Origin of the sequence: Micromonospora sp. M42 (assembly GCF_000568915.1) — a bacterium.
Taxonomy (GTDB): Bacteria; Actinomycetota; Actinomycetes; order Mycobacteriales; family Micromonosporaceae; genus Micromonospora; species Micromonospora chalcea.
In genome coordinates, this window is sequence record NZ_KK037233.1 from 2,346,702 (window position 1) to 2,373,615 (window position 26,914).

Annotated in this window: 26 protein-coding genes and 3 pseudogenes; 3 read left to right on the plus strand and 26 right to left on the minus strand. The window is 70.7% G+C overall.

Annotation, left to right across the window (positions count from 1 at the left end):
- Window positions 1-97 precede the first annotated feature (97 nt).
- The 4 genes from MCBG_RS10595 to MCBG_RS10605 form a co-directional block, all read right to left on the minus strand.
- Window positions 98-334 (minus strand): hypothetical protein, encoded by a 237-nt coding sequence (locus MCBG_RS10595; RefSeq protein ID WP_124778790.1) that lies wholly within the window; start codon window positions 332-334, stop codon window positions 98-100.
- Window positions 335-1,220: 886 nt separating this feature from the next.
- Window positions 1,221-1,520: a sigma factor-like helix-turn-helix DNA-binding protein gene (locus MCBG_RS31130; RefSeq protein ID WP_158629854.1), complete on the minus strand. Its 300-nt coding sequence runs from the start codon at window positions 1,518-1,520 to the stop codon at window positions 1,221-1,223.
- Between the two features lie 14 nt (window positions 1,521-1,534).
- Window positions 1,535-1,735, minus strand: a complete 201-nt coding sequence (locus MCBG_RS31135; protein ID WP_158629855.1) for a sigma factor — start codon at window positions 1,733-1,735, stop codon at window positions 1,535-1,537.
- Window positions 1,736-1,783: 48 nt separating this feature from the next.
- Window positions 1,784-2,281: a DUF6326 family protein gene (locus MCBG_RS10605; protein WP_051611129.1), complete on the minus strand. Its 498-nt coding sequence runs from the start codon at window positions 2,279-2,281 to the stop codon at window positions 1,784-1,786.
- Between the two features lie 232 nt (window positions 2,282-2,513).
- Here MCBG_RS10605 and MCBG_RS10610 point away from each other — a divergent pair, with 232 nt between their 5' ends.
- A complete protein-coding gene (locus MCBG_RS10610; protein ID WP_223201176.1) occupies window positions 2,514-3,602 on the plus strand; it encodes a sensor histidine kinase in 1,089 nt (362 codons plus the stop codon).
- Window positions 3,599-4,255 (plus strand): response regulator, encoded by a 657-nt coding sequence (locus MCBG_RS10615; RefSeq protein ID WP_043325390.1) that lies wholly within the window; start codon window positions 3,599-3,601, stop codon window positions 4,253-4,255. Before MCBG_RS10610 ends, MCBG_RS10615 begins: the two co-directional genes overlap by 4 nt.
- 90 nt (window positions 4,256-4,345) lie before the next feature.
- Here the strand turns inward: MCBG_RS10615 and MCBG_RS33895 are convergent.
- The 4 genes and pseudogenes from MCBG_RS33895 to MCBG_RS10625 form a co-directional block, all read right to left on the minus strand.
- A pseudogene (locus MCBG_RS33895) lies at window positions 4,346-4,620 on the minus strand (hypothetical protein).
- A pseudogene (locus tag MCBG_RS33900) lies at window positions 4,620-4,799 on the minus strand (hypothetical protein); the annotation flags it as partial. The pseudogenes MCBG_RS33895 and MCBG_RS33900, both read right to left, overlap by 1 nt.
- Before the next feature lie 5 nt (window positions 4,800-4,804).
- Window positions 4,805-5,447, minus strand: a pseudogene (locus tag MCBG_RS10620) (multiprotein-bridging factor 1 family protein); the annotation flags it as partial.
- Between the two features lie 386 nt (window positions 5,448-5,833).
- Complete coding sequence (locus MCBG_RS10625; protein ID WP_245255153.1) at window positions 5,834-6,733, minus strand: hydroxymethylglutaryl-CoA lyase; 900 nt, start codon at window positions 6,731-6,733, stop codon at window positions 5,834-5,836.
- A gap of 78 nt (window positions 6,734-6,811) precedes the next feature.
- Between MCBG_RS10625 and MCBG_RS10630 the strand changes: the two genes are divergently transcribed.
- Window positions 6,812-7,468, plus strand: a complete 657-nt coding sequence (locus MCBG_RS10630; RefSeq protein ID WP_043325395.1) for a GntR family transcriptional regulator — start codon at window positions 6,812-6,814, stop codon at window positions 7,466-7,468.
- 80 nt (window positions 7,469-7,548) lie between these two features.
- Here MCBG_RS10630 and MCBG_RS10635 read toward each other — a convergent pair whose 3' ends face one another.
- The 18 genes from MCBG_RS10635 to hydA form a co-directional block, all read right to left on the minus strand.
- Window positions 7,549-8,508, minus strand: a complete 960-nt coding sequence (locus MCBG_RS10635; RefSeq protein ID WP_043325397.1) for an ABC transporter ATP-binding protein — start codon at window positions 8,506-8,508, stop codon at window positions 7,549-7,551.
- The gene (locus MCBG_RS10640; protein WP_084789483.1) at window positions 8,505-9,536 is read right to left on the minus strand and encodes an ABC transporter ATP-binding protein; all 1,032 of its coding nucleotides are present in this window, start codon (window positions 9,534-9,536) and stop codon (window positions 8,505-8,507) included. Before MCBG_RS10640 ends, MCBG_RS10635 begins: the two co-directional genes overlap by 4 nt.
- Window positions 9,533-10,399: an ABC transporter permease gene (locus MCBG_RS10645; protein ID WP_043325398.1), complete on the minus strand. Its 867-nt coding sequence runs from the start codon at window positions 10,397-10,399 to the stop codon at window positions 9,533-9,535. Before MCBG_RS10645 ends, MCBG_RS10640 begins: the two co-directional genes overlap by 4 nt.
- Complete coding sequence (locus tag MCBG_RS10650) at window positions 10,392-11,405, minus strand: ABC transporter permease (protein WP_043325400.1); 1,014 nt, start codon at window positions 11,403-11,405, stop codon at window positions 10,392-10,394. Before MCBG_RS10650 ends, MCBG_RS10645 begins: the two co-directional genes overlap by 8 nt.
- Window positions 11,405-12,049, minus strand: coding sequence for an isochorismatase family protein (locus tag MCBG_RS10655; protein WP_104114753.1), 645 nt, complete (start codon window positions 12,047-12,049; stop codon window positions 11,405-11,407). The genes MCBG_RS10650 and MCBG_RS10655 overlap by 1 nt, the downstream gene beginning before the upstream one ends.
- 2 nt (window positions 12,050-12,051) lie before the next feature.
- The gene (locus tag MCBG_RS10660) at window positions 12,052-13,263 is read right to left on the minus strand and encodes a CaiB/BaiF CoA transferase family protein (RefSeq protein ID WP_043330443.1); all 1,212 of its coding nucleotides are present in this window, start codon (window positions 13,261-13,263) and stop codon (window positions 12,052-12,054) included.
- Between the two features lie 155 nt (window positions 13,264-13,418).
- Window positions 13,419-14,840, minus strand: a complete 1,422-nt coding sequence (locus tag MCBG_RS10665; RefSeq protein ID WP_043325401.1) for an FAD-dependent oxidoreductase — start codon at window positions 14,838-14,840, stop codon at window positions 13,419-13,421.
- Window positions 14,837-15,643 (minus strand): alpha/beta fold hydrolase, encoded by an 807-nt coding sequence (locus MCBG_RS10670; protein ID WP_051611133.1) that lies wholly within the window; start codon window positions 15,641-15,643, stop codon window positions 14,837-14,839. Before MCBG_RS10670 ends, MCBG_RS10665 begins: the two co-directional genes overlap by 4 nt.
- Before the next feature lies 1 nt (window position 15,644).
- Entirely contained in the window at window positions 15,645-16,166 is a 522-nt protein-coding gene (locus MCBG_RS33905) for a BMC domain-containing protein (protein WP_223201177.1), read from the minus strand.
- A 1-nt stretch (window position 16,167) separates the two neighbouring features.
- Window positions 16,168-16,455, minus strand: a complete 288-nt coding sequence (locus MCBG_RS10680) for a EutN/CcmL family microcompartment protein (protein WP_043325403.1) — start codon at window positions 16,453-16,455, stop codon at window positions 16,168-16,170.
- 20 nt (window positions 16,456-16,475) lie between these two features.
- Complete coding sequence (locus tag MCBG_RS10685) at window positions 16,476-17,108, minus strand: hypothetical protein (protein ID WP_043325405.1); 633 nt, start codon at window positions 17,106-17,108, stop codon at window positions 16,476-16,478.
- A gap of 1 nt (window position 17,109) precedes the next feature.
- Window positions 17,110-18,270 (minus strand): class I SAM-dependent methyltransferase, encoded by a 1,161-nt coding sequence (locus tag MCBG_RS10690; protein WP_051611136.1) that lies wholly within the window; start codon window positions 18,268-18,270, stop codon window positions 17,110-17,112.
- Window positions 18,267-19,034 carry a hypothetical protein gene (locus MCBG_RS31140; protein WP_051611138.1) on the minus strand — a complete coding sequence of 256 codons (768 nt, stop codon included), beginning with the start codon at window positions 19,032-19,034 and terminating at the stop codon, window positions 18,267-18,269. The genes MCBG_RS10690 and MCBG_RS31140 overlap by 4 nt, the downstream gene beginning before the upstream one ends.
- 34 nt (window positions 19,035-19,068) lie before the next feature.
- Entirely contained in the window at window positions 19,069-19,368 is a 300-nt protein-coding gene (eutM, locus tag MCBG_RS10700; RefSeq protein ID WP_104114777.1) for an ethanolamine utilization microcompartment protein EutM, read from the minus strand.
- 90 nt (window positions 19,369-19,458) lie between these two features.
- A complete protein-coding gene (locus MCBG_RS10705) occupies window positions 19,459-21,480 on the minus strand; it encodes a hydantoinase B/oxoprolinase family protein (protein ID WP_084789485.1) in 2,022 nt (673 codons plus the stop codon).
- A complete protein-coding gene (locus MCBG_RS10710; protein WP_198033292.1) occupies window positions 21,477-23,537 on the minus strand; it encodes a hydantoinase/oxoprolinase family protein in 2,061 nt (686 codons plus the stop codon). The genes MCBG_RS10705 and MCBG_RS10710 overlap by 4 nt, the downstream gene beginning before the upstream one ends.
- Window positions 23,538-23,671: 134 nt before the next feature.
- On the minus strand, window positions 23,672-25,285 hold the full coding sequence (locus MCBG_RS10715) for an ABC transporter substrate-binding protein (RefSeq protein WP_083664652.1): 1,614 nt from the start codon (window positions 25,283-25,285) through the stop codon (window positions 23,672-23,674).
- A gap of 145 nt (window positions 25,286-25,430) precedes the next feature.
- Window positions 25,431-26,810, minus strand: coding sequence for a dihydropyrimidinase (gene hydA, locus MCBG_RS10720; protein ID WP_043325410.1), 1,380 nt, complete (start codon window positions 26,808-26,810; stop codon window positions 25,431-25,433).
- Between the last annotated feature and the right edge of the window lie 104 nt (window positions 26,811-26,914).

The following is a 26,914-nucleotide window of genomic DNA, read 5'->3' on the forward strand; positions in this document are numbered from 1 at the left end:
TGCCGCGTGGCACGTCAGGCAGTGCTAGCCGTCACCGAAGGCGATGGCCAGCACTGCCCGGGCGATACCGACGACGGAGTGTCGACGCGGTGTCAGGTCAGTTGACGCCGACGTTCAGGTAGAAGTGGCCGAGCTTGAGCGACAGAGAGGCGCCTCCGAAGTTGTGAATGAGCAGGGCCAGAAGTATGACGATCAAGATGCAGACGACGATCCAGATCAGGGTCCACACGAACCTTGGGATCCCGTAGCGACCGACGCGGGCCATCAGGCTCGCCCCCTCGGCGTCGGCGCTGCAGCAGGCGCCGCCACGCATGGCCTTGTCGGCTGTTGACAACTGCGTCCGACGCTAGCGGACGTCTCCATACACCCTCCTTCATCGAGGTGTCCGCGAAACTTCCCAACCGAGGCGCGCGTCAAACTGGGACGGACCCGCTGACCATCGACCGTCGAGGAATGGTCGGCGCACGAATCACTACGCCTCTCGCACGTACCCCGAGGAGTTGTGCCGCCCGGCCGCAGCGCTGGTGCTCGATTCCGGTCGCGCGATCCGCGACGTGGGCGAGGTCTCCCGCCGGAGGCCGGGGCCGGCGGGCCGGCGGGCCAGGTGACGCGCTTGAGCAGCTGCTCGCGGCTCTTGTCGTCCCCGGAGATGAAGGCCGTCGTCGCCTGAATCTCGTTGCTGAAAGCACGGTAGGTCCAGACGGACGGGAGCACGTGCTGGTCGGACTGCTCGACTTGGAGCAGCTGCCCATCCTTGACCACCAGCCGGTTCGGGTTGACGAGCGGAGCGACGCCCTGGTGCACGACAGCTATCCACGCCTGGCCTTCAGAGTTGCAGGCCCCGGGCGGGCCAGCCGTCGGTCTCGTGGCCTGGGGACCCCACCCCGCCACGAGGTAGACGATGCGCGGCTCGGCGGTGCAGGGGTCAAAGGTCGGACCTCGCTCGTGCGCCAGCCCTCCGGGACGGCGACCGACAGGCCACCCAGGCTCACCGTGGCCCCGGCGGCCTCGGACCCCCTTCGGGGGCGCACCTAGCTGGGGCAGGGCCACGACGGCCGCGGCCGCGACGGCGACGGCGACGGACCCAGCGGATCCCCAGGCACGGCGGCGGCGCTGCACGCTACGCCGTCCGAGGCGGACCAGCCGGGTGGCGGGATCAGTCTCGGCCGGCGTCACGGAGGCGGCCGCGCGGTCGAGCAGCTCGCTGACGTGGGTGGTATTCACGGCGTCTCCTTGGCAGATTCGACGAACAGGCCGCTGGCGCGCAACGCCGCCAGGGCACGGGACGTGCGGCTCTTGACCGTTCCCACCGCAACGCCGAGGGTCTGCGCCACCTCGGCCTCGGAGGCGTCGGCCCAGAACCGCAGCACCAGCACCACCCGCTGGTCGGCAGGCAACCGGCGCAGACTGGCGAGCACCTGCACGCTGAGATCCGACTGATCCGCGAACCCACCACGGGACGCGTCCGGCAGCTCCCCGGTCGGCGCCTCGTCGCGCCAGCGCCGGCGCCTGGCCCGCATCGTGGCCCGGACCATCACTGCCGGACGTACGCCTCCGGCCGCCCCTCCGGCACGCCCAACCGGTGCCACGACCGGTAGGCCGCGATCAGACCCTCCTGGGCGAGGTCCTCGCCCAGCCGGCCGTCACCGGTCAGCAGCGCGCCGAAGCGGACGATCTCGCGGTACCGGCTGGCGACGAAGTCCTCGTAGCCGGCGGGTTCCGCTCTGCGAAGCAAGCCCATACCTCATTAAGGGACCTGGACCTGCCCGTTGGTTCCCCCTGCCTAACCGGCGGTGACGGCAGAATTCCCCGCCACGTCGGCGAGGTCGCGGCCGGCGGTGGCTCGAATGGCCCGGGGCCAGGTCCATGCGGCGCGCAGGATGAAGGCCAGGAGCAGCAGTTCGAGCCCGATGGAGAAGCCGTAGAAGTAGAGGTAGGCCCAGGACTCGCCGTCCGCGTTGTACGCCGTGACGGGGATGTAGAGCGTTGCCACGACGAGGTTGGTGGCGCGGTTGACACGGGCGGGGAGCGTCGTGGAGAGCAGGATCATGAGGATCGGGACGGCCATGAGTGTGAGCGCGAGGGCGACGAAGGTCGGGCCCGTGTCGAACTCGTGCACGGCGCCGGCCAGGATGTCGTCGATGAAGCCGGGCTTGTACAGGGCGAGGTAGTCGACGTAGATGTAGAGGAACATGAAGCTGGCCCAGGCCGCGGCAAGCTTCGCCTGGACCGGGAGGTGCGCTTCCTGGAGCGCACCGGCCCGTCTGTCGGTTCTGGTCATCACGTCTCCTGTCTGCTGGCGTCAGCCGGGTCGGCTCACTCGATGTCTCCACACTGACCAGCGTCGGCGGGCGTCACATCCGCTTGCGGGCTCGGGCTGTCCTGGCCCCGGGCGCGGGAAACTCGCCGTACTTTCGGCTGATCCGCCCGAGGGGCGGCCCCCTTACGTTCTCGGAAAAGGGGGAAGCATGCTTGCTGGGATCTGGGCTGAGCCTCGCCCCACAGGTGCGCCGGTGCGTCTGTGGCGGGACTGGGCGCTGTCCTCGGCTCTTGTCGTGATCTCGGTCGTCGAGATGCTGCTGCGCGACGACAGGGCATGGGCGCCGCTGCTGGTCGGTGTCAGCGTCGTGGTCGCGGCGTGCCTGCTGTATCGACGCACGCGACCGCTGGCCGCGGTAAGCGTTGCCTTCGGAGCCGTTCTCCTCTTCGACATCGCGAGGATCGCGGTCATCGACGCCACCGGTCTGCTGGGCATCGCAGGGCTGCTCGTGTTGCCCTACGCCCTGCTGCGCTGGGGAGCAGGTCGTGAGGCTGCCCTCGGACTCGGCATCATCCTCATCTGGCTACCCGTCACCCTCGTCGCGGAGTCGACCTCGCCCGCGGAGAAGGTCGCCGGTTACGGCTTCTTCCTGTGCTCTGCCGCGCTCGGAGCGGCAGTGCGCTACCGCACCAGAAGCCACGAGCGCGACGTCGAGCAGGTCCGGCTCCACCAGCGCAACGAACTCGCCCGCGAGCTGCACGACACGGTCGGCCATCACGTCTCGGCCATCGCCGTCCAGGCACAGGCAGGTCGCGCGCTGGCCGCCGCAGATCCGGAGCGCGCGCTGGCCACCCTGGTCACCATCGAGGAAGAGGCGTCCCGGACGCTCAGGGAGATGCGAGCCCTCGTGGGCGTGCTGCGCGACGGTACGGACGCCGATCTCACCCCTCGGCGAGGAGTGGCGGACATCGAGCGACTCGCTCGTCCCGGCGGCGAGGTGCTGGGCGTCCGCGTGCAGGTCTCCGGTGACGCCGAGGCCGTTGAGCCGGCAGTCGGCACCGCGCTCTACCTGATCGCCGCCGAGGCGGTCACCAACGCGACCCGCCACGCCCGCGGCGCCACCGGAGTCACCGTCGACGTCACCGCATCCCGCGACCAGGTGCACCTGCGGGTACGCGATGACGGCGAGGCGACCACGACCAGCTCTTCGCACGCCGGCTACGGGCTGCGCGGCATGGCCGAGCGGGCGAGCCTGCTCGGCGGCACCCTCCGGGCGGGACCTGCCGCGGACGGCGGCTGGAGCGTCGACGCCTCGCTGCCTCGGACAGCGCGCGCGTCATGACCATCCGCGTGCTGGTCGCTGACGACCAGGACATCGTCAGGGCAGGGCTCTGCATGATCCTGAACGCCCAACCGGGCATCGCCGTCGTCGGCGACGCCGCCGACGGCCGCCGGGCGATCTCCATGGCCCGTTCGCTGCGTCCCGATGTGTGCCTGCTGGACATCCGCATGCCCGAGGTCGACGGGATCGAAGCCACCCGCCGGCTCGCCGGGGCCGACGTCGCCGATCCTCTGGCCGTCGTCGTCATCACCACCTTCGACCTCGATGAGTACGTCTACGGCGCGCTCAAGGCAGGCGCCCGCGGCTTCCTCCTCAAGGACGCCGGCGCCGAGATGCTCACCCAGGCCGTCCATGCCGCGGCCCGGGGCGACGCCCTGATCGCACCGAACATCACCGCGAGGCTCCTGTCCTCCTTCGCGAACAGCCGCCCGCGCTCGGTGCCACCTGAGCCTGTCGAGCCGCTGACCGCTCGCGAAGAACAGGTTCTGCTGGCTGCCGCTCGCGGGCGGACCAACAGCGAGATCGGCGATGAGCTGTCCATCAGCCTCAGCACCGTCAAGACCCACATCGCCGCCCTGATGCGCAAGCTCAACGCCCGCAACCGCGTCGAGATCGTGATGTGGGCCTACGAGACACGCCGCGTCGGCACCTGACCGACGCCCGCAGGCCCGGGTCGCGGAACCAACGCCGACCGCTTCGGTGTGAGCTGTCGGCGAGACGGCCGGGTCAGGCCCGATGCGAGGTCAGGGGGCCCGGTGGGACTCGTCTCGACCGGGCTCGGCTGGCATGAGCTGGCCGGGTTCCCTGGTCCAGCCGAGGAATCGGTGGTGCGGCACGCCCGCCGGCGTCGACGGCATGTTTTCGGTGGCCTGAATGAGATAGGCACCAAGTAGAGGGCCAGCGACACCGGAGCGCCCGCATACTCCGCCCGCAACTCTCGCTTCCGGGTGGGGCACGGCCAGGGCAGGTCGCAGCCACCGCAGCTCCGGACCGGCATGACCGGGCCGTGGGTGGCCACCGCACACCCTCCAGGAACCGCGCGGTGATCGCCCGCGCCTGCCGGCTGGTCGCCCAATCCACCTGCCAACAGGGGTACGGAGTCATCCGCCACGACCACACCGGCCGGTGCCTGCGAGCAAGAGCCAGCGCGGTGGCAGAAAGGTATTCGTCATACGAGACGCGCCGCTCTCGCGACATCGATGTGTCCCCGGCGCCCTTGGCAGAGCGCCCTGAGGCGCAACCCGTTGAGCTTGCTGGGAAAGATCGAGTGCTGAACGGTAGTCACCTTGCGTCAGCGCGTCCCAAGCCCTCGTCTCCAGACACCACGCCTGAATTTCAGGTTCAGCAAGGTCACGAGCAGCTCGCAGCTGAGCAGCCGCAGCATTCCGCTGCCGCAGGTCGATGTGAACCGTGGCCCGCAGCACCGCCAACCAACCGCCGGCAACCAACCGCCGACGCTGTTGAGCAACTGTTACCCGTCAGTGCAGCAACCGCACCACATAGGAGAGGTGCCGTCGCACCAACGGCAACAGATCCGCCGGGGCCATCGTCGGATAGGAGCTGGCGAGGTCGTCGACGCCCTGCTCGATCCGTTCGAGCAGGGCGTTGCTGACATCAGTGGCGGCGACTCTCGCCGGCAACTCGCCTGCCTCGACCGCATGGTCGATCGGCGCATCGACCAGCCGAGCGAGCACTCCCCCGGGCGTCAGGGATCCGGTCCAGGTGGCGGGCTGTGTCGACCGTCGGAGCTTCGAGCCCTGCCTCCAACTTGTGGAGATGGCTCTTGCTCCGGTGAGCGAGTTGCCCGAGAGACCGAAGCGACAGGCCACGCCGCTCCCGGCTCAAGGGGCCTGGCGAATCAGCCGGCCGCCACCCCGTCGACGGTACCTAGACTCTTCACACGTGGATCCCCCATGCTCCTCACTTCTCGGTGAAGTGGCCTTGGACCTACCCCGGTCGACCTCGGACTCGTCACCGGTTCACCCCACTGACGCAGTGTGACGCGCGGGGCGGGGCGTGGGGTTCGGCCCGGCTGACTTTCCGCCCCGGCGCCGTGGGCAGCCGGGGTGGTCGCTTCATCCGTAATCGCATCGACGGCGACAGGTGCGGGCGGCACCTGCGCCGGGATGAAGACCTCGTCCACCTGGTCGAACTTCCAGCGGAACAGCGCTCGCCCGGCGACCGCGTCGAGTAGTGAAGGGCGGGCCGGCCCACAGCCAGTCCCGATGACCTCAGGCCGGCTCGTCCGGGAACCAGCCGGCCCGGCCGAGGGCACCCGGCAGGCTGGCCTTGCCGAGCCGGTCACCGATCCAGGCCGCCGTCTCGATCACCGCACGCGGGTCGAGGCCGGTCTGGTGGCCGGAGCGGTGCAGGGCGTAGACCAGGTCCTCCGTGGCGACGTTGCCGGTGGCCGCCGGGGCGAAGGGGCAGCCACCGATGCCGCCGACGCTCGCGTCGAGCACGCTCACGCCGGCCTCGACAGCAGCCAGAGCGTTGGCGATTGCGGTGTTGCGGGTGTCATGCAGGTGCAGGCGCAGCGGTACGCCCGGCGCGGCCGCGCCGGCTGCGGCCACCAGGTGCCGCACCTGGGCGGGCACTCCCACACCGATGGTGTCGGCCAGAGCGATCTCGTCCGGCTCGCCCTCAGCGAGCCGGGCGACGAGCTCACCGACCGTCGACGGGGCGACGTCGCCCTCGAAAGGGCAGCCGAACGCCGCAGCGACGGTGACGCTGGCCCGACGGCCTGCGGCGTGGGCGGCTGCGGCAATGTCGGACCAGGCCTGGACCATGGTGTCGACCGAGGCGCCCTGGTTTCGCCGGCTGAACGTCTCGGTGGCGACCACGACGCAGTTCACCTCGTCCACCCCGGCGGCGAGGGCACGGTCGAGCCCGCGTCGGTTGAGCACCAGACCGATGTACGATACGTCGCTGCGGCGCGGCACCTCGGCCATGACGGCTTCCGCGTCGGCCATCTGGGGCACCCGGTCGGCGCGGACGAACGACACCGCCTCGACCCGCCGCGCTCCGGCCTCGACGCAGCGCCGGATCAGCTCGATCTTGCTCGCTGTCGGGAGGACCTCGGACTCGTTCTGCAACCCGTCCCGGGGGGACACTTCCACCACGCGCACCATCATCTGTATACAATCTCATAGCAGCAGGCGGTCGGCAAGGTACCGGTCGCGACATCGCTTCAGACCACGGAGGCACGGGTGACCAATGCCGGGCAGGACGCCTACGAGGCGTTGCGGAGCGCGATCCTGAACGGATCCATCCGCCCGGGGGAGCGGCTGGGCGAGGTGGAGCTGTCCTCGCAGTTTGGGGTGAGCCGGACCCCGATCCGGGAGGCTCTGCGCCGGCTCACCGCCGAGGGCCTGGTCGTCTTCCAGCCCAACCGGGGGGCCCGGGTGGCCGAGTGGTCGCTCAGCGATCTGGAGGACACCTACGAGATCCGGGCCCGGCTGGAGAGCTACGGCGCGGCCCTGGCCGCCCAGCGCATCGACGCCGACTGCCTGCCGAGGCTGAGCCTGCTCTGCGACGAGATGGATCAGCGGGCGCAGCGGATGACCCCGCAGGATCTGGACGACATCGCCGACCTCAACGCCGAACTGCACGGTCTGGTCATCGGCGCTGCCGACAGCCCTCGACTGACCTCCCTGCTCTCGGCGGTGGTGGAGGTCCCGCTCGTGGTTCGGGCGTTCCGCCTCTACACCCCGGAAGCGCTGGCCCGCAGCATGGCCCACCACCGTGACCTGGTGGCAGCCCTCCGCGCCCGCGACGCCGAATGGGCGTCGAGCACGATGCGCGCGCACGTGCTGGCCGCCCGGCGAGTGCTGCTGGACGCCATGTCCGACAACCCGGATCTCTGAGCGCTCGGGGCGCGCCGTTCCGACCGCGGTCCAGCCTCCGGGCCCGGTGGCCCGGAGGCTGGACGGGCCTCCGGGCCCGGTCAGCTCCCGGGTGCGCCCGGCTTGATGCAGGCCACCGCGCGGTCGGCGTCGAAGGGGGTCAGGCGCACCTCGTTTTGTACACACCGGTCCTCGCCGACCGGGCACCGACCGTAGAGGACGCAGCCGCTCACCTTCTCCGTCGGGCTCACCGGGTCGCCGACCAGGCGGGCCGGCGGCAGCTCCTGGTCGGGGTCGACGGGCAGCGCTGCGGCCAGCAGAGCGCGCGTGTAGGGGTGCTGCGGGTCGGCGAACACCCGCTCCGACGGGCCGGTCTCCACCACCCGTCCCCGGTACATGACCGCGATCCGGTCACTGACGTAGCGAACGGTGTGGATGTCATGGGAGATGAACAGATACCCCATGCCGAGTTCGGTCTGCAGGTCGGCCAGGAGTTGCAGGATCTGGGCGCGGACCGACAGGTCGAGCGAGGAGGTGGGTTCGTCGAGGACGATCAGGGAGGGCTCGGTGACGATGGCCCGCGCGATGCCGACCCGTTGCTGCTGTCCCCCGCTGAGTTCACCGGGAAATCGGCGGGCCATCTCGGGTGCCAGCCCCACCTGGTCGATGACCCTGGCGACCCGGCTCCGGCGGTCGGCCGCCGGGGTCTTCGGCTGGTGGATGGCGAGTGGCTCGCCGACGATGTCGGCCACCCGCATACGCGGGTTCAGCGACTCGAACGGTTCCTGGAAGATGATCTGCGCCTTGGCGCGCAGCTGGCGCAGTCCGGCTGCGGGCAGCGCGAGCATGTCGGTGCCCTGGAAGTGCACCGAGCCCCGGGTCGGCTCGATCAGGCGTAGGGCCAGCCGGCCCAACGTCGACTTGCCCGACCCGCTCTCGCCGATGACGGCCAGTGTCTCGCCGGCGTTCACGGTCAGCGACACGTCGTCGAGGGCGTAGACCGTGGTGGTCCCGCCGACGGAGAACTCCTTGCTGACGTTGGTCAGCTCCAGCAGGCTCACCGAGCGGCCTCCCTCTCCTGCGACAGGTGACACCAGTACGTCCGGCCCGACGCAGAGGTCGTCGGCTCCGGGAACACCTGCCCGCAGGGCTCGAAGGCGTGCGGGCAGCGGGCCTGGAAGGGGCAGCCGGCCGGATAGTCGACGAGATCCGGCAGCCTCCCGGTGAGGTGCACCAACGGATGGCCCGGCCGGGGAACGGCCCGGACCAGCGCCTGCGTGTACGGGTGCTGCGGGCTGGTGAGCACGTCACGGACCGAGCCGTGCTCGATCACCTTGCCGGCATACATCACGACCACCCGGTCGCAGTACTGGGCCACCACGCCGAGGTCGTGGGTGACCAGCAGCATCGAACGGCCGTGCTGCTGGACCAGGCCCCGGATGAGGTCGAGGATCTGCCGTTGCACGGTCAGGTCGAGGCCCGTGGTCGGCTCGTCGGCGATGACGAAGGCCGGGTTGAGCAGCATGGCCATGGCGATGACGACGCGCTGGGCCATCCCGCCGCTGAGCTGGTGGGCGTAACCGTCGAGGACCCGGTCCGGGCCCGCGATGCCGACGTCGGCCAGCGCGTCGCGGGCCCGGTCCCGGGCGATGGCGTCGGAGCGGATGCCGTGCGCAGCGAGGATGTTGGCGAACTGCCGGTGGATGCGCATCACCGGATTCAGCGCGCTGAACGGGTTCTGCGCGATGAAGCCGATCTCGGCGCCGCGCAGCCGGCGCAGTTCGGCCGCACGCAGGCCGAGCAGGTCGACGCCGTTGAATCGGGCGGTGCCCTCGACCACCCGCCCCGGGGGACGGACCAGGCCGAGAATCGACCGGATCGTCACCGACTTGCCGCATCCGCTTTCGCCGACCACACCGACGATCTCGGCCCGGTCGACGTGGAAGTCGACGCCGTTGACCGCGTGTACCAGCCCGTCGGGGGTGTCGAAGCGGGTGGTGAGGCCGCGGACCTCCAGCAGGCGGGGCTCCCGGTCCGCGCCCTGGCCGGTGTTGGTGGGGCGGCTCAGTGCCTGGCGGGGGGCGCTCATCGCTGCCTCGCCCGTCCGAAGGAGTCCTGCAGCTCGTCGCTGATGGCGTTGAAGCAGAGCACGGTCAGGAAGATGGCGAGTCCGGGGAAGACCGATACCCACCACTGGCCGGTCGTCATGTTCTGCGCTCCTGTCTGGATCATCGCTCCCCAGCTGGCGTCGGCGGCGTTGATGCCGATGCCGAGGAAGGACAGCGAGGCGATCACCACGATCGAGTGGGCCACCGCCAGCGACGCCTGGGCCAGGATGATGCCGGTCATGTTCGGCAGCACGTGACGGAACATGACCCGCGGCCCGGTCGCGCCGATGGCGTGGGCGGCCTCGACGTAGCGGCTCTCCCGGATGGTCAGCCCTTCGCTGCGGACCAGACGGACGAACCGGGGGACGTTGATGATGGCGATGGCCACCACGACGTTCTCGATGTTGTTGCCCATCAGGGCGACCAGTGCGATGGCCAGGACCAGCAGGGGGAAGGCCTGGAAGACGTCCAGCGCGCGGACCACGCGCTCTCCCCACGGCCCTCGGTGCAGGGCGGCCAGCCCGAGCAGTACGCCGACCACCAGCGAGATCAGCATGCCGGCGAGGGCCAGCGGGATGTCCACTCCGGCCGAGGCCACCAGGCGGCTGAAGACGTCGATGCCGAACTTGTCGGTGCCCATCCAGTGCTCGCCGTCGGGTGCGGCGAGGGTGTCGGGCAGCGGCTCGGCCGGGTCGTAGGGCAGCGGCGCGAGGTAGGCCGCCGCCAGCATGCCGGCGAGGATGCCGCTGGGCACCCACAGGCGCAGGCGGCGACGACCACGGCGGGGCTTGCGACCCTTCGGCGCGGAGACCGTGGTGGGATCGGCGGCCAAGGTTTCAGTCATAGCGCACCCTCGGATCGAGCACCGCGACCAGGATGTCCAGTGCGGTGAAGGCCAACAGGGTTCCCAGACCGGCGGCGAGGATGAAGCCCTGCACGGCCGGCATGTCGAGCTGGAGGATGGAGTCGATCGCCCACTCCCCGAAGCCACCCCACGAGAAGATCGTCTCGATGATCGCCGCACCGCCGAGCAGAGCGGCCAGCAGGATGCCGCCGTAGGTGAGGATCGGGGTGCGGGCCTGACGGAAGGCGTAGGCCAGCACGGTCCGCTCGGGCAGACCGCAGGCCCGGGCGAATTCGACCTGCTTGGACTCCAGGGCGGGCACCAGCGAGGCGTAGGTGCTGCGGGCGAAGTACGCCGAGTAGTAGATGCCCAGGGTCAGCACCGGCAGCATCGAGTGCGCCACCGCCGAACGGAACACCGTCATGTCACCGGCGATCAGCGAGTCGACCAGCAGTGCCCCGGTCACCGCCGGCGGCGGCTCGTCCATCAGACCGAGCCGGCCGACCGGGGCGGGAGCCCACCCGGCGAGATAGAAGCAGAGGTAGATCAACAGGAGGGCGAGGAAGAAGTCGGGGATCGACTGGAAGGTGGTGACCACAAATCGGGAGCCCCGGTCGGCCAGCCTGCCCTTGTGGTACGCGCCCAGGGTGCCCAGGCCCACACCGAGCACCGCGGCCACGATGAGCGAGAGGATCACCAACTCCAGGGTGGCCGGGGCGAAGCGCAGGATCTCCGACAGGATCGGCCGGTCGGTGTAGTACGACGATCCGAGGTCGCCGCGGACCAGGCCGCCGAGGTAGTCGACGAACCGCTCCCACAGTGGCCGGTCCAGACCGAGACGTCGCTCGATCTCGGCCAGTTCCTCCGGGCCGGCGGCCGGCCCGGCGATGACCCCGACCGGGTTGCCCGGCAACGCGTTGACCAGGAGGAAGGCCAGCACGACGACCGAGAGCAGCCCCACGGGCAGGAAGAGCACCCGCCGTCGGGCGTAGCCGAGGACCCGCATCACAAACCTCCCGGTCCGAGCAGCGCCGTGGCTTCGTCCAGAGCCAGCACTTCGGCGTACTTGGCGCCGAGGTCGAACAGGGCGGCCTGGTGCGGTCGCGGGTCGCGGTCCAGGCATGCCTCGGCGACGACGAGGGGGACGAAGCCGTGCTGCAGGGCGTCCACCGCACTGGCCCGGACACAGCCGCTGGTCGACGCGCCGCCGATGACGAGGGCGTCCACCCCCAGGACACGCAGGGTGCTGGCCAGGCTGGTGCCGAAGAAGGCGCTGGCGTACTGCTTGGTCACCACCGTCTCGCCGGGCGCCGGGGCCAGGCTCGGCGGGGCGTCGGCGAACGCGCTGCCGTGTTCGAAGACCCGCAGGGCGGGCACCTTGCGGGCGAAGAGGCCACCGTCTGCCCCGCCCGGGCTCAGTTCCACCCGGGTGTGGATCACCGGCACGCCGTGGCGGCGCGCGGTGTCGAGCAGTGCGGCGCAGGCCCGCAGGGCCGGTGGGTCGGTGTCGCCGGCGTAGAGCGGTGAGGCCGGGTCGAGGTAGGCCCGGACGAGGTCGACCAGGAGCAGAGCTCGACGTGATCCGCGACCCAGGTCCCCGCCGAAGCCGGCCCTGCGGTAGTCGCCCTGGAGGTCATCCACCGTGTCCACCCCTAGATGACGCCGCTGGTTCGCAGCGCGTCGATCTCGGCGGACTCCAACCCGACGATGTCGGTGAGCACCTCGTCGGTGTGTTCCCCGAGCCGCGGCCCGGCCCACTTGATCCGCCCCGGGGTCGCCGACAGTCTCGGTACGACGTTCTGCATGGGGAACTCGCCGAACTCGGGGTGGGCGACCCGGACGATGGCTTCCCGGGCGGCGAAGTGCTCGTCCTCCAGCATCTCCGGGGCGCGGTAGACCCGGCCGACCGGGACGTCGTGCTTGACCATCGTGGCCATCAGGTGCTCGGTGTCGTGCTGCGCCGACCAGGTCGCGATGATGGCGTCCAGTTCGACCTGGTGGCGGCCCCGGGCGGAGTGCGTGGCGAAGCGCTCGTCGGTGCCGAGTTCGGCCATGTCCATGGCTGCGGCCAGCCGCCGGAAGACGGTGTCCTGGTTGGCCGCGATGAGCACCAGCCCGTCGTCGCGTGTGGGATAGACGTTGGAGGGGGCGATGTTGGGCAGGATGGCACCGGTGCGTTCGCGCACGTGACCGGCCAGGGCGTACTCCGGCAGCAGCGACTCCATCATCGCCAGCACCGCCTCGTAGATCGCCGAGTCGACCATCTGGCCCCGGCCGGTGCGGTCGCGGACCCGCAGCGCGAGCAGGGCCCCCAGGGCGGCGAAGGTGCCGGCCAGGGAGTCGCCGAGGCTGATGCCGACCCGGCTGGGCGGCGTCTGCGGGTCGCCGACGACGTAGCGCAGGCCACCCATGGCCTCGCCGACGGAGCCGTAGCCGGGGCGGGCGGAGTAGGGACCGTTCTGACCGAAGCCGGAGACCTGGACCATGACCAGCCCGGGATTGGTTTCGGACATCTGCTCGTAGCCCAGGCCCCAGCGCTGCATGGTGCCGGGCCGGAAGTTCTCCACCACCACGTCGCACTGGGCGATCAGCCGCTGGGCCACCGATTGGCCCTCGGGGGTGCGCAGGTCCACGGTGATGGACTTCTTGTTGCGCGCCACGATCGGCCACCACAGCGACTTGCCGTACGGCTTCTCCCGGCCCCACTCGCGCATCGGGTCGCCCTGGCGCGGAGGTTCGCACTTGATGACCTCGGCGCCGAAGTCGGCCAGGAGTTGGCTGCAGAACGGCCCCGCGAGCAGGGAGCCGAACTCGACCACGCGTACGCCGTGCAGCGGTCCCTCATGGTGCAGATCGCTAGACATGAACACCTCTCATAGCAGCCACTCAGTGGTCGTTGTATACAACAGGGAGTCGAAGCTCGCTGTCAACAGCAGTTTGGGCCGATCAGCCGCGCGCCACCGCGCTCACATTCCCACGTTTCTGCATACAGAAGCGGCCCGGGCGGCCCCGACGCCTGTCACGCCCGTGCGCCCAGCCGACGGCCGAGCAGCCGCCCGAACGCCAGCGCCGGCGTCACCGCCATCCCCCCGCAGAACGCCGCGCCACTGGTGGCCCCCATGCCGATGGCCTCACCGACGGCGTGCAGCCCGGGCACTATTGCGCCACCGGGCCGCCGGACCCGCAATTCGGTGTCCACGTCCAGTCCGCCGAAGCTGCACAGCAGCGCGGCCACCGAGCGAAGCGCGTAGTAGGGCGGCCGGACCAGGGGATGCGCGGGAGCCCGGCGGCCCAGCGGGTCCACCCCTTGCCGCACCGCGAGGTTGTAGGACCGCACGGTGTCGACCAGCCCTTGCGCGTCGATGCCCGCCCGGCGGGCCAGGCCAGGAAGGTCGTCGGCGACCCAGGCCACGTCCCCCCGCTGCGCCTCGACCCGGAACCGCTCGTGCCCCCAGGCCGGTACCAGAGGCGGCCCCGCCGCCAGGGCTTCGGAGTCGCAGACGATCCAGAACTCGCCCCCCGGCTGCTCCTGCACGGCCCGCTCGTGTCCGGTGACGTCGTCGAGGTCCTCGGCGACGAACCGTTGCCCGGCCGCGTTGACCCAGATCTCCCGGGGCGGGCGCTCGACCGGTGCGAGGTGCGCCAACTCCGACCAGAAGTCCACCCGCCCCGGCTGGGAGCGGCGTTCGAGCAGGCCGAGCCGGGGCGTGTGCAGATCAGCGAAGCGGACCTCGGCCCCCAGGGGCCTGGCCATCTCGATCGCGGCGCCGGTGGAGGTCGGCACCGCGTTGGTCACCAGCCGAGGGCCGCCCGGGGTCAGCGCGCGGAACAGCTCCGGGTTGGCGCCGTACCCGCCGCAGGCCAGCACCGTGACCCCGGCGCGGACCTCGCGGGGGCCCTCGGGGGTGTCCAGGAGCGCGCCGGTGACCGTGCCTGCGGCGCTGGTCAGCCGGGTGGCCCGCGAGCGCAGCCGCAGGGCGACCCGGCCCGCGGCCACCTGCTTGTCCAGCAGTGGACGCAGCGTCTCTCGGATCGACCGACCATGCCCGATCCCCCAGTAGGTCCGCGGCCGGGAGTACGGGGAGTGCCCGTGGTAGACCACAGGTGTGCCCGGGGCGAACGGGAAACCATGCTCGTCGAGCCAGTCCACGACGCCGGCCGCCTCGTCGACCGCCAGCCGGATCAGCGCCGGGTCGCCGCGGTGATGACCGATGCGCAGCACGTCGGCGTAGTGCCGGTCCGGGTCGTCGTCGATACCCGCCTGGCGCTGCCGGCGGGTGCCCGCGGCACTCATGTGCCCGGCCGAGACGCTCAGCGTGCCACCGATGTCGGTGCCCCCGTCGACCAGCTCGACGCGGAGCCCGGCCCGCGCCGCCTCGATCGCGCAGGGCAGGCCGGCGGTGCCGGCCCCGATCACCAGCAGGTCGACCTCGCCGCTCATCGCGCGCTTGCCCGGTCGGATACCAGCCGGCCCGTGGTGACGAAGGACGACAGCACCGCGGCGAACTCCTCGGGCACCCGCCAGGGCAACTGGCCGGTGGTGTCGGTCAGCCGCACGGCGACGGCGTCCGGACGGATTGCCTGCGCCAACGCGTCGCCGTCGGCCAACATGTCCCGGGCGGCGGTCAGCAGCAGCACCGGGCAGGGCAGGGCGCGCAGCGGCTCGGTCGGGTCGTAGGCGAACGCGGCCCGGTACGCCCAGTTGTACCGTTCGAAGACCGAGGCGATGTTGGCCACCGCGAGGTTCACCAACTCCGGAGGCCCCTCCCAGATGTCGAGGTAGCGGGCCCAGAGATCCTGCAGGTGCCGGCCGGCCGGGTCGATCGGCTTGTCCGGCGCCCAGGAGGCGCCGAGGCGCTCCCGCTCGGCCTGGTCCAGCACCAGCCCCGACAGGATGGCGTGAGTGACCCGGTCCGGCCCGGCGAGTTGGGCGACCGCCAGGGCCAGCGAGGCTCCGGTGTGCTGTCCGGCGACGGCGAACTCGGTGATACCGAGGGCGTCGACGGCGTCGAGCAGCAGGCGGGCGTAGCCGGGGATCTCCAGTGGGTCGCGGGGCGGGTCGGACAGCCCGTACCCGGGGGTGTCGAAGGCGAAGGCGCGCAGTGTGCGGCCAAGGGCGGGCAGGGCCGGGGCGAAGACGTTCGATGCCTGCGGCGACTCGTGGAACAGCACCAGGGCAGGCCCGCCGGTGCCGGCGGTGCGGTAGTGGATCTGCCCGCCGGGCGGGCCGACGTATCCGCGCATGTCACTTTCCTCGGGCTCGGGGGGCGGGGGGTTCGGGTGGTGGCTCGTACGGCCCGGCGGCGGGCGGACGCCGTTTCGGGGCGGTCGAGCGCGCGGCGCTCCGGGTGGGGCTCCCGCCGGCCTTTTCGGCCGATCGGCGGGCGGGCACGGCGGGCGGCGCCGCGGCGGGTCCGGGCTCCAACTCGGCCCCGGCCGCGGCGGACGGTGGAGCGGCGGCCGGTGGCTTCGGCGCCCCGCCTGTCCGGGGCTCACGCAGCAGGTCCGTCGGCACGGCCGGTCGACCGATCACGGTCGTCACGACAGTCCCGCCGATCGCAGCCACGGCCTGCCGGGCGCTCTCCACCGCGGACGTGACCGAGGCCATGTCGCCGACGAGGGAGACCGTGACAATTCCATCGCCGATGCGTTGCACGCCGATCAGCCGTACCTCGGCCGCCTTGCCCATCACGTCGACGGCGACGATCGAGGCGGTCAGCCCTTGTGTCTCGACCATGCCGAGCGCACCCGCATCCCACAGATCCACGTCAGTCCTTCACGTAGTTGAGCCACGCCTCGGTCTCCAGCCGGTCGACGATCGCGACGATGCTGGAGTCCACGGGCGCCTGACCGGGTTGCCGCAGCGCCAGCCGCGCGGCGCCACCCGTGGCGACCAGGACGACCTCTCCCCTGCCGGCGCCGACGGTGTCGACGGCGACGTAGGGCTCTCCGGCGGGCGCATCGCCCAGCGGCGCGACGACGAGCAGCTTGGCCCCGGTCAGCGCCTCCGACTTGACGGTGCTGACCACCGAGCCGATCACGCGGGCGACACGCATGCCGACACCACCTCGTTTCTCTAGCGTCGGTGCGACCAGGGCTTCGTCTCGAACGCTCGACGGACCGCGTCGCGCGCCGCCTCCACCTCCGAGTGCAGTCCGGAGATCCACAACCTGCCGAACTGGCCCACGCCCCGGACATCGATGATCTTCACACTGGCGGACTTCTCCACCTCGTTGCCGACAGCGGAGATGTAGGCGGCGGGCTGACACTCGACCACCAGCATCGACTCGCCGGCCACCAGCAGGGAGCCCTTGCGGGAACGGTTGACCAGCTGCGCCTGGTAGGCGTCGATGTTGGAGACGACCTTCGCCGAGACCAGCTCCGCCGGCTGCGCGTCGGCCTCGGTGATCCCGAGCAGGTCCAGGATGGTCTGACCGGCCTGGCGCACCGCGTCCTGCGACATCGAGTGCAACTCGGTCATGCCGTACTGCCGCTCGACGACCTGAGAGCCGGGGCGCACCCCGGTGGCCTTGACGGCGGCGTCGACCAGGGCGTACACGTCGCTGCCCGGGGAGATCTCCAGGTAGAGCTCGGACATCCCCTCGACCACCGGGTCACCCGACATCACGCTGCCGAGCAGGGCGGCCATCTGCGGTTGGAGTCGGTCGACGAACGCGAAGGTACGCAACTCGACGTCGTTGTGGGCCATGTCAGCGCCGGCCCACGAGCAGCGCGAGGGTGCCGCTGCTGCGCCGCTCACCGCTCTGCAGCACCCGGCCGGTGGGGGTGGAGACCTCCTCGACGCACTCCCGCTTGCAGGACAGTTCGGTGCAGTCGCCGGTGAACCCGGCGTCCCGGGCGGCCTGGACCAGGTCCATGTCCCGCATCGGGCCCCAGAACGGCTCGTTGTTGTTCCAGGTGTCCCAGTCGATGAGGAACTGCACCAGCGGGTCCAACCCGGCGTAGCCCGGGAAATCCGCGTGGATCATCATCCCGCCCGGGGCGAGCAGCCGGTGGCATTCCCGCAGGACGGCGCGGACCGCCTCCGGCGGCATCTCGTGCAGCAGGATGTGCGAGACGACCAGGTCGAAGTGCCCCGACGGGAAGCCCGTGTCCTCGCCGTTGCGCTGCGCGAAGTGCACCTTGCGGCCCAGGGACTCCGCCCGGCCGTGGGCGTAGCGCAACAGAGCGGCACCGACGTCGATGCCGTGCACCTCCGCCTCGGGATAGGCGTCGACGTAGGGCAGCGTGGAGTTGCCGACTCCGCAGCCGATCTCCAGGATCCGCCTGGGGCGGAAGTCCTTGTGCACGGTCTTGAGGTAGTTGTTCACCACCGACTGGCCGTAGTCGTCGTTGAGCTCGCCCATCTGGCCCATGGCGTAGACGTAGACGCCGCGGTCGTAGAGCGCCCCGGCGGTGACGTCGCCGGGGACGTACTCGCCCCGGTAGCCGCCGGGCATGGCGTGGATGTCGATGCCCCAGAAATACCAGGGCAGGACGAAGTCGGGATCCAACTCCAGCGAGCCGAGGGTACGGCCGGTCCGTTCCGCCCTGGCCCGCAGGTCGTCCAGTTGCCGGCCGATGCTGTCGGCCACCACGTTCCAGAGCAGGTCCTGGCTCGCCCGCCGCACCGAGCTCCAGAGCTGGTAGTACGGCTCGGGCTCCATCGCCCGGCGGACCGTCTCCCGGTCCCGGGGCGGGACGCCCATCTCCTGCTGGTACCTGGGCAGGACGCGGTGCGCGTACAGCTCCCGTACCCCCGGGGTCACCTCGGTGGAGATGTGCGACTTCAGGGCCCGGACGAACGTCTCCCGGGCCAGTTCGTCGTGGTTCTCCGTCGGCAACAGGCCGTGTCGCTGCTGCTGTTTCACTTGTCCTCCCCCACCTGTGCGAAGGCCCGCCGGATGACCTCCCGGTAGGACTCCGGGGTCTCCTCCCGCACGATCTCTTCACGCCACTCGTAGAAGACCCGCAGCACCCGGGCGACGAACGCCGCCGCCTCGGCGTCTCTGGTCTCGGCGTCCTCGGCGGAGAGCGTGAAGCCGTCCACCGCGCCCCCCTCCACAACCCGCCGGTCGGCCAGCAGTTGTTCCAGGGTCATCACCCGCTCACGCAGCACCCACACCTCCGAGGTGAGGGTCACCATCGTCGAGACCAGGGCCTCCATACCCGGCTCAGCGAAGAACTGAGGGCGGGCGCCCTTGGCTTTCTTGGGCAGCAACTGTCCGGGCAGCGGTTGGGCCTGCTCGGGGCTGCCCACCCCGGGCCCGCCGTAGGCGCCGAGCGCCCGCAGCGTCTCGGTGGCGACAGTGGAGGCGTCCGCGTCGGGGTTGGCCGACACGACCGCGGCGGCGATGGTACGGATGGTCCGCTCCGCCTCCTCCGCGGCCTCGCAGCCACACGAGCAGCCGTCGGCGTCGTCGCAGCCGCCCTGGGGCTCGCCCCCGCCGGGGCCGGCCCCGGCGGGGGCGGCCGGCGCCGGTGCCGCCGACCCGCGCCGGACGTCGATGCCCAGCCCTTGGGCGATGTCCTGGGCGTGCGGGGAGATCAGGTCGCCCGGGCCCAGCAGGACTTCGCGCGGTCCGTCCGACCGGGCGATGTCTTCGATATCGACTGCAGTCCACACCCGACTCATGTCTCAGCTCCTTCGATGAGCACGCGGGCTCCGGTCAGGACTTCGTTCCGCCTCGACTCGAACCGGTCGGCAGGATCGCCTCGACCTCGTTGTGCGGGCGCGGGATGACGTGCACCGAGACGACCTCACCGAGCCGGGAGGCGCTGGCCGCACCGGCGTCGGTGGCGGCCTTGACCGCGCCGACGTCGCCACGGACGACGACGGTGACCAGGCCACCGCCGATGTACTCGGTGCCCACCAGGACGACCGTGGCGGCCTTGACCATGGCGTCGGCGGCCTCGACCGCCGCGACCAGGCCCCGGGTCTCGATCATGCCCAGCGCGGACATCTGCAGGTCAGCCATGACAGTTCTCCTTTGCGAGTTGGTTGGCGTGCGGGTGCCCGCCGTTGCCCAGGACCGTGGTGGTCTGGAAGTGGGGTGGTCTCATCGCACGGTCACCTGCCGAGCGATGTGGTGCACGAGCGCCTCCAGCGGGGACTGCGCCGGTCGCTGGGCGCGGGCGGGCCGGTCGCTGCCGCCTGCGGGCCCGGCGTCGCGATGGCGGGCCGGCGTCGCACCGGGCCGTGGGCCGGGAGGCGCCGGCTCCGGCCGCGCCCCGGCGCCCGCCGGTTCCCGGGGTGGGGTCAGTCCGGTCTCGGCGAGGCAGCGCGCCCGGAGTTCCTCCACGGTGCCGCCCCGGTTGAAGCGGGGCAGGTCGCCTCGGCCGGCGGCGAGTTCCGCGCGCCGGGTCCGGGTGCGCTCGGCATCGACCCGGCCGTCGACCAGGACCACTCCGTAGCGCCGGGCGCCGTCGACGGTGACCAGGCCCCGCTCGACGTCGTGGCGGACCTGCTCCGGGTCGCGCTCGAGCGGGTCGCCCCAACCGCCGCCGCCCCAGGTGACGAAGTGCAGCAGGTCGCCGGGGCGGACCGCGACGTGGTCACACTTGGCCGGTACCACCTGCCGGGAGCCGTCGGCGCGTTCCAGGATCTTCGTGCCGCGTTCGCCGGGCTCGCCGCCGAGCACGCCCCAGGGTTTGGTGAACCATCTGTCGTCGTGGATCGAGACCTCACCCGGTTCCAGGAACCGGTAGCCGACCCGGATGCCGTTGCCGCCCCGGTGCCTACCGATGCCCCCGGAGTCGGGGACCGTCTCGTAGGACTCGATACGCAGCGGGTAGTAGGCCTCCAGGTACTCGTTGGGCACGTTGGTGAACGAGGGCCACATGGAGTGCCCGTCGAACCCGTCACCGACCGGTCGGGCGGGCACACCGCCGAAGCCGATCTGGTAGAGCTGGAACCACTTGCCGTGCCGATCCAGGCCGGAGTACATCAGGTGCGGGCTCGAGGAGAACCCGGCGGCGGCGAGGAAGTCCGGCTGACACTGCCCCAGCAGTCCGGCGAGCACGTCGAAGAGCCGACCCAGGGCGTGGGTACGACAGGAGACGGCCGCCGGGCGCCGGGGCTTGAGCAGGCTGCCCTCGGGGATGCGGACGTCGACCAGGGGGTAGAACCCGTCGTTGAAGAGGATCATCGGGTCCACGGCCATGATGGTGTAGACCCCGAAGAACATCCGTAGGACGTTCTCGTTGAGCAGGAAGTTGATCGACCCCTCGGCCTGCTCGCTGGTACCGGTGAAGTCCAGCACCACCCGGTCGCCCTCGCGCCACAGCGAGCAGCGGATGCGGAACGGTCCCTCGCCGCGTCCGTCGTCGTCGACGAAGTCCTCGAAGGTGACCGGCTGCTCGGGCACGACCTGGCGGAACAGCTTCGCCATCGCCTGCCGGTTGCGCTCCAGCAGCAGCTCCAGGGTGGACAGGTAGGTGTCAGCGCCGAAGCGCTCGCAGAGTTCACGGACCCGGGTCTCGGCGGTGCGGCAGGAGGCCAGGACCGCGTTCAGGTCGGCGCGGTTCCAGCTCGGCAGGCGCACCTGGTTGAGCACGGTGTCCAGGAGCTGTTGGTCGAGGGTGCCGCCGCGGAACAACTTCACCGGCGGGACGATGACGCCCTCCTCGTGGATGGACACCGCGTCGGTGGGCAGGCTGCCGGGCACCTTCCCGCCGACGTCGCTCATGTGACCGAACATCGCCGCCCAGCCGACCAGCGCCTTCTCGAAGTAGATCGGCAGCAGCACCAGCCAGTCGTTGGCGTGGCTGATGGCGCCGTCACAGGCGTACGGGTCGGAAGTGAAGAAGACGTCGCCCTCCTCGACCGTGCCGTCGTATGCGGAGAGGAAGCCGTCGATGAAGGAGCCGAACTGTCCGGCGACCATGCGCCCGCGCCGGTCGGCGATCAACGGGAAGGCGTCGTGCTGCTCGCGGATGCCCGGTGACATCGCGGTACGCATCACCACCGCGTCCATCTCGAAACGGGCGTTACGCAACGCGTTTTCGACGATGTCGAGCACCGCGGTCTCGACCTCGACGCCACGCTCCGGGCGTACTGTCTCGACGATGACCGCACTCATCGGTTCCCTCCCTGCTCGGCGGGCAGGATGAGCAGGTTGCCCAGCCTGTCGACGCGCGCGACACAGCCCGGCAGGACCAGGCTGGTGGAATCCATCTCGACCACGATCGCCGGCCCGGACAGCTCGTTGCCGGCCCGCAGGGCGGTGCGGTCGTAGAGGGTGGCCTCCTGCCAGCCGCCGTCGACGTAGACCTGCTGACGGCCGACGATCGCCTGCGCGGCGTCGCGGTCACCGGATTCGATCTCGACCGGGGTGATCCGTTCGGCGTGGGAGACCCCGACCGCCCGGATGTTGACGATCTCGTGCCGCTCATCCAGTGCGAAGCCGAACAGGCGCTGGTGGGCCTCGTCGAAGCCGCTGCGCAGGCCGGGGATCACAGCCATGCCTCGGCCCGCGTCGACCTCGACGGAGACCTCGAAGCCCTGGCCGTGGTAGCGGACGTCGGCCTCGTATCGCACCGACCGGGCGTCGCCTGGCACCCCGGCCCGGTCGAACTCGGTGTCGATCTGGGCGGCGAGGTCGGTGAACTCGCGCCGCAGCAGTTCCTCGTCGACGTCGTCGAGAGGGCGCACCAGGGACCGGTTGGCCTCGGCCCGCACACCTGTCGAAGCGTCACCGTAGGCGCAGAGCACCCCGGGCGACTGCGGGATCACCACCGGCCAGGAGCCGAGAAGCTTGGCGAGCGCGTTGACGTGCAACGGGCCGGCGCCGCCGAAGCCGAACAGCGCGAAGCGCCGGGGGTCGTAGCCGCGCTGCACCGAGACCAGCCGCAGCGCGCCGAGCATGTTCTCGTTGACGATGTCGATGATCGCGGCGGCGGCGGCCTCCACCGACACCCCCAGCCTGCTCGCAACGGTGCCGACCGCCGTGCGGGCCTTCTCCACGTCCAGCGGCATGGCGCCGCCGAGCAGGGCGTGCGGCAGGTAGCCGAGCACGACGTTGGCGTCGGTGACGGTGGGCAGTTCGCCGCCGCGTCCGTAGGTCGCCGGACCGGGCAGGGCACCCGCGCTGGCCGGGCCCACCCGCAACGCACCGGTCAGCTCGGGGACGTGGGCGATGGAGCCGCCGCCGGCGCCCACGGTCTGTACGTCGATCGACGGGGCGCGGACGGCGAGGTCGGCCACGGTCGTCTCGCGCCGGATGGCCGGGGTGCCGTTCTCGATCAGCGCTACGTCGGTGGAGGTACCCCCCATGTCCAGGGTGAGCAGGTCCGGGTGGCCGGCGGCCGGGCCCAGCGCCACGGCGGCGGCGACCCCGCCGGCGGGTCCGCTCATCAGCAGACTGACCGGGATGTCCTCGGCCCGCTCGAAGGTCATCAGTCCGCCGTCGGAGCGCAGCACGCGGCGCTCGCCCAGGAGTCCCTCGGCGACCAGTTTCGCGCTGAGGTTGCTCAGGTAGGAGCTGACGCCGGGGCGGACGTAGGCGTTGGCGACGGTGGTCAGGGTCCGCTCGTACTCCCCGAGCTCGGGCAGGACCCCGGCGGAGGTGGAGACCGGCACACCAGGGGCCTCGGCGGCGGCGATCTCGGCGGCCCGCTGTTCGTGGGCGGGGTTGGCGTAGGAGTTGACGAAGCCGATGGCGAGGGCGTCCACGCCCTGGTCGACCAGCTGGCGGACCGCGGCCCGCACGGCCGCCTCGTCGAGGGGCTCGACCTGCTCGCCTCGGGCGTCCATGCGGCCCCGGACCTCGCGGACGTCTTCGAGCGCGACCATCTCGGCCGGCCGGTCCCAGACGATCCAGCCGCCCAGGCCGCCGGGAACGAACGAGCGGGCGATGTGCAGGATCTGCCGGTAGCCGACGGTCACCACCAGGCCCACCCGGGCGCCCCGGCGTTCCAGGACGGCGTTGGTGGCCACCGTCGTGCCGTGCAGGAACTGGCGGACGTCCGCGGCGCGGGCCCGGGCGTCGGTCAGCACCCGGGTTACGCCCTCGATGACGCCGACGGACTGGTCCTGAGGCGTCGAGGGCACCTTGGTCCGTCGGGTCTTCCCGGTCGCCTCCTCGATCAGAAGAACGTCCGTGAACGTGCCACCGACATCGACTCCTAGGCGGTACATCAGTGCATATCCTGCTTTCTCGAGTGCCGGCTCTTCTCGGGTTGCCGTTCTGCGTCGTCGCTGTGTGGTCCCCGGCCCCTGGGGTGCTGCCCACCGGGGCCGGGGATCACCGCGCCGGTGGGACGCCGGCGAGGTCAGGAGCCGCTGATGTCGTAATAGTTGACGTGGCCCTGGGAATAGCTGACGAACCCGGTCACGCCCTTCTTGAAGACGTAGTACTTCTGGGAATCGACCAGCGGGATGGCCGGCATGTCACCCACCAGGAAGTCGTTGACCTGCTTGATCAACGCGTCGCGGTCGGGACCCGGCTGGGTTTCCAGGATCTTCCGGGAGAGGTCGTCGAGGGTCGGCGAGCTGTAGTTCTGCAGGTTGGTCAGTCCACCCGTGGAGTAGAAGACCTGCAGGTAGTAGGCGGGGTCGGGCACCAGCGGGGTGCTGGTGGCCAGCCAGCTCTGCAGCTTGCCTTCACGCTTGGCGGTGTCGAAGTCCGCGCCGGAGGCGACGTTGTTGAGCTTGACCTGGATGCCCACCTTGGCCAGTTGCGAGCGCAGCAGGACGGCGACCTGCTCGCTGTGCGCTCCGACGTTGGCCGCGTTGTAGGCCAACTCCATCGGGAAGCCGTTTGGCAGGCCGGCCTCGGCCAGCAGTTGCTTGGCCCGGTCGAGGTTCTGGGCGAAGGGCTGGCTGGCCGCCGGGGCACCGAAGTCGTCGTGGATGAAGTCGTTCGAGGGCGCCGAGTAGCCCTGGTACGCGGAGTCGACGATCGCCTTGCGGTCGACGGCGTAGGAGATGGCCTCGCGGACCCGCTTGTCGTCGAAGGGCTTGGCCTTGAGGTTGGGCACCAGCACGTCGATGTTCGGGTAGAGCACACGCTCCAGCCGGGCCTGGTCGCTCTCCTCCAGCGAGGAGAGCTGGTCGAACGTCATCGCGGTGGCGACGTCGACCTGCCCGCTCTGGGCCAGCTGGAGCCGGTTGGAGGTGTCGGGGACGGCGCGGACCACCACGTCGGTGACCTTGGGCTTCCCGCGGAAGTAGTTCTCGTTGGCGGTGAGCCGGACCTCCTTGCCGGGGTCGAACGAGCGCACCTGGTACGCCCCGAAGGTGGCGGTGTTCTCCCCGAGCCACTTGTAGGCGTACGGATCGTCGGCGGTGGCGTGCTTCTTGGCCTCCACCGAGTCGTAGATGGTCATGAAGAAGGTGCTCAGGATCGACACGCTCACCGCGTTGGGCTTGGCGACGTTGATCGTGAACTTCTTGTCGTCCGTGACGGTGATCGGGTTGGCGGTGTCCCAGCCGCCGACGCCCATCAGGATCTTGGCGATCGGCACGCCGGTGCTGTTCACCATCCGGTCCACCGACCACTTCACGTCTTGCGAGGTGATCGGGTTGCCGAACTGGCTCTTGGCCTCGCGCAGCGTGAACGACATCTTCCTGCCGCCGTCGTCAAGCGTCCAGGACTCGGCGAGCTCGGGCTCGATCTGGTCCGGCGTCTGAAGTTTGGTAGCGCCGGCCTCGGGCTTCTTGAAGCGCACCAGGGTCCCGGCGGTGTTGGGAAGCAGGTCGATCGAGATGAAGCCCTGGTAGCGCTCGGAGTCGAGACTCGACAGCACCCCGGGCGCGGCGATGGTCAGCGCCTGGCCGGTGCCGGCGTCAGACTTCCCCGCATCGTCGGCGCCGCAGGCCGCGAGCGACACGCTCGCCACGGCGAGCACTGCCACGGCTCGCACCCGCACGGAACGTATTCCCATGCCGACACCTCCAAATTGTGTGCAAGCTTGAATAGGTCTAGCGCAACAACCCAGGTAGGGCGACTAACACGAGCGATGCTTGTATACAAACTTGACCCTGTCAAGGCTCCGAGCAGTCAGATCCCGCAGCCAGCCGCGTCGACACTCACGCCCGGCGACGGGCCAGGAACCGACCGGCGTCCTGCCGGCCGACAAATCGTCCACGCTGGGCGATCAGCTCCCCGCGCAGATAAACCGCTTCGACCCGGCCGGGCACGTGCCACCGCTCGAACGGCGTGTAGTCACAGTTCTGCGTCATCGTCCGGGCGAGCACGACGGAGGCCGCCTCCGGGTCGAGCACGACCAGGTCGGCGTCGGCGCCCCGCCTGATGACCCCTTTTGTCGGGTACAGCCCGAACCGGCGGGCCGGCTCGGTGCAGGCCACCTCGACGAAGCGCGACAGACTCAGCCGCCCGGGGCGTACACCGTGGCCATAGAGCAGGGGAACCCGGTGTTCGATGCCCGGCGCTCCGTTCGGGATCCGGCGAAAGTCCTCGGCTCCCAGGCTCTTCTGCCCGGACATGCAGAACGGGCAGTGATCCGAGCTGACGACACCGAGGATGCCTTCCCGCAGCCCTTGCCAGAGCGCCTCCCGGTGCTCGGCGGTGCGCAGCGGCGGGCTGACGACGTACTTGGCCGCCTCGAACCCGGGCTGGTGGTAGAGGTCGGCGTCGAGCAGGAGGTAGTGGGTGCACGTCTCGCCCGCGACCGGGCGGCCGGCCCGCTGGGCCTCGGCCACGGCGGCGACCGCGCCGGCGGTGGACAGGTGCACGAAGTACAGCGGGGCGTCGGCCAGGTCGGCGAGCGCGATCGCGCGGCGTACCGCCTCCACCTCGGTCTCGGGTGGCCGCGACAGCAGGTGCGCCAGCGGCCCGGTGCGGCCGGCCCGAACCAGCCGCTCGGCGAGGACGTCGATGACGTGACCGTTCTCGGCGTGCACGCAGAGTGTGGCGCCCAGGCGGGACGACTCGGTGAGGATGGAGAAGAGCTCTCCGTCGTCGAGCATGGCCAGCCCCTTGTAGGCCATGAACACCTTGAAGCTGGTCACGCCGTCGGCCACCACAAGCGCCATGTCAGCCACCATGCCCGGGTAGGGCGAAGTGACAGCCAGGTGGAAGCTGAAGTCGATGGCGGAACGACCGTTCGCCCGCCCGGCCCACCGGGCCAGCACCTCCGGCAGACGCTCACCGGCGCGCTGAAAGGCGTAGTCGACATATGTCGTGGTGCCGCCGACGGCAGCGGCCCGGCTGGCCGAGGCGTGGTCGTCGGAGGTGACCGTCCCCATGAAGGGCGTATCCATATGTGTATGCACATCGACGCCACCCGGAATGATGATCTTTCCTCGGGCGTCGACCTTCTCGACATCAGCCGATGGCGGAATCCGGCCGACACTTTCGATGCGGCCGGAGTCAACGAGCACGTCAGCGCGGTGGACACCGTCCTCGGCGACCACCGTGCCTCCGACAAGACCAAACCTTCGGGGCATCTCTTCCCCGTTCGCTGCAGATGAGGAAACGCGAGTGACAGGCGGGCTAGGCAGTGGACCGTATACAACTCGACGGGACGGCACAAGGAGTCGACTCAACCCCG